This is a genomic window from Burkholderia sp. Cy-637, assembly GCF_011753175.1.
In the GTDB taxonomy this organism is placed as follows: Bacteria; Pseudomonadota; Gammaproteobacteria; order Burkholderiales; family Burkholderiaceae; genus Burkholderia; species Burkholderia gladioli.
The window spans coordinates 1-2,173 of the sequence record NZ_VWWC01000347.1; the positions used below are offsets into that span (position 1 = coordinate 1).

Genomic DNA, 2,173 nt, shown 5'->3' on the forward strand with positions numbered 1-2,173 from the left:
TCAACCGCCTGATCGTCGGCGCGCCGGACGCGGCGCGCGCGGCGGCGGCCCGGGTGCTCGCCGAGGCGCTCGTCGAGGGCGGTTTCGAGGTGGAGACGCCGGCTGAAATCCGGACCGCGATCTGGGTGAAGCTGTGGGGCAACATGAACATGAACCCGCTCAGCGCGCTGACCGGCTCGACCACGGCCGGGCTGCTCGACGATCCCCATACCCATGCGCTGGCGCTGAGCATGATGGACGAGGCCGCCGCGGTGGGCGAGAGGCTCGGCCTGTCGACCGGCATCAGCAGCGTCGAGCGGACCGGGATCACGCGCAAGCTCGGCGCGTTCCGCACTTCGATGCTGCAGGATTTCGAGGCCGGCCGCCCGCTCGAGATCGAGCCGATCCTGGGCGTGTTTCCGGAGCTGGGCCGCGCGCTCGGCGTGCCGACGCCGTTCTGCGACGCGGTGCTCGGGCTGCTGCGCCAGCGTGCGCGCAACAGCGGGTTGTGAGCGGAAGGGGTAGGGAGGGGCTGCTTGCCGGCGGCGCGCGATCGCGGGTGCCGGCGGGCGGTGCCGCCTGGCTGCTGGCGGCGCTCAAGCTGCCGAGGCGCGGCGAGACACGCAGGAGCGCGAGCCGGGCTCAAAAGCAGCCGGCCATCGAGCGGCGGATGGCGGAAGAGGCCTGGTTGAAATCCGGCGCGGCGGCGAGATGGCGGCAAGGCGGCTCGCCGCCGCTCGCGCGCTACTCGATCCGCTCCCGCGTATGGGCGATCAGCTTGTCGAGCGCCCGCTCCAGCGCGCCGCGCTCGCTCTCGGTCAAGCGCTCGGCCAGCTCGGCGTTCCAGCGCCGCGCGAGCGTCATGATCCGGCGGTTCAGCGCGGCGCCCTCGCGCGTGAGCGCGATCACCACCACGCGGCCGTCCTCGTCGCTGGTCGTGCGCGACAGCAGGCCCTGCAGGATCAGCGCCTCGGCGGCGCGGCTGGCCTGGCTCTTGTCGAGATGCGTGTGGCGCGCGAGTTCCATGATCGAAAACGGCCCGAAGGCGCCGACCGAGCTGATCACGCGCGCCTCCGGCAGGGTGATGCCGAGCTTGTCGCGATACAGCTCGCCGATCGCGCGATCGGTGAGCTTGTTGATCGTGTGCAGGCGCTGCGTCAGAAACTGGTCGAGTCCGGCTTGGCTGCCTTTCATGGCGGTTCCTGAAGGATGGTCGGCGGCCCGATTGTTCCCGGATCGCCGCGCGCGGTCAACCGAGGTCGACCGGGATCAACGTGCCGCTGCTGCCGCGGCGTCGCTGCGGCGGCCGAAGCGCAGCCGCGCCAGTTGCTCGGCCTGGTCGGCCAGCAGCCGGGCGGCGTCGCGGATCGCCACCTCGAGCGTAATCGGTCCCGGCGCGGGCGAAAAGCAGCCGTCGAAATGTTCTGACAATTGCGGCAGCGCCGCCGGGTCGACCGCGCCCGACAGCAGGCTGGCCGGCACGCCGGCCGCGGCCGCGTGGCGGCAGGCGATGAAGGGCGCCTTGCCGTGCAGGGTCTGGCCGTCCGAGCGTCCCTCGCCGGTGATCAGCCAGTGTGCGCCGTCCAGCGCGGCGTCGAGGCCGACCTGGCGCGCCACCACCTCGGCGCCCGGCTCGAAGCTCGCGCCCAGCAGGTGCAGCGCGAAGCCCAGGCCGCCCGCCGCACCCGCGCCGGGCAATTCGCGTACCTGGCGGCCGAGCGCGGCTTCGGCCAGATCGGCGTAGTGCGAGAGCGCGGCGTCGAGCGGGGCGACCTGCTCGGGGCGCACGCCCTTCTGCGGGCCGAAGACGGCGGTGGCGCCATGCTCGCCGGTGAGCGGATTGTCGACGTCGGACATGCCGACGAAGCGGCTTTGCGCGAGCCGCGGATCGAGCCCCGAGGTATCGAGCCGGGCGATCGTCGCGAGCCGCTCGGGCGTCGGCTCGATCTCGCGGCCCTCGGCGTCGAGCGCGCGCAGGCCGAGCCCGGCCAGCAGGCCCGCGCCGGCGTCGTTGGTGCTGCTGCCGCCGAGCGCGACGAAGAAGCTGCGCACGCCCTCGTCGAGCAACTGGCGGATCGCCTCGCCCATGCCGCGCGTGCTGCGCGCCTCCACCGGCACCGCCATGCCGACCTGATCGGTGATGCCGACGACCTCGGCGGTCTCGATGATCGCGGTATGCGCGTCGACCAGGCCG

At 73.1% G+C, this 2,173-nt stretch carries 3 protein-coding genes; 1 reads left to right on the forward strand and 2 read right to left on the reverse strand.

From position 1 onward, the window contains the following. The coding region (locus tag F3J10_RS35315) for a ketopantoate reductase C-terminal domain-containing protein (RefSeq protein ID WP_275691728.1) at positions 1 to 491 on the forward strand (491 nt) is incomplete at its 5' end. Between the two features lie 232 nt (positions 492 to 723). On the opposite strand, the gene F3J10_RS35320 is transcribed toward F3J10_RS35315, so the two are convergent. Together F3J10_RS35320 and F3J10_RS35325 are read right to left on the reverse strand one after the other, a co-directional pair. Next, complete coding sequence (locus F3J10_RS35320) at positions 724 to 1,173, reverse strand: MarR family transcriptional regulator (RefSeq protein ID WP_025096736.1); 450 nt, start codon at positions 1,171 to 1,173, stop codon at positions 724 to 726. Between the two features lie 75 nt (positions 1,174 to 1,248). Further along, positions 1,249 to 2,173: glycerate kinase (locus F3J10_RS35325; RefSeq protein WP_167244020.1), on the reverse strand; the 925-nt coding region annotated here is incomplete at its 5' end.

Excerpts from the sequence above, each read along its gene's own strand:
- F3J10_RS35320 (WP_025096736.1), bottom strand. The coding sequence starts at position 1,173 with ATGAAAGGCAGCCAAGCCGGACTCGACCAGTTTCTGACGCAGCGCCTG.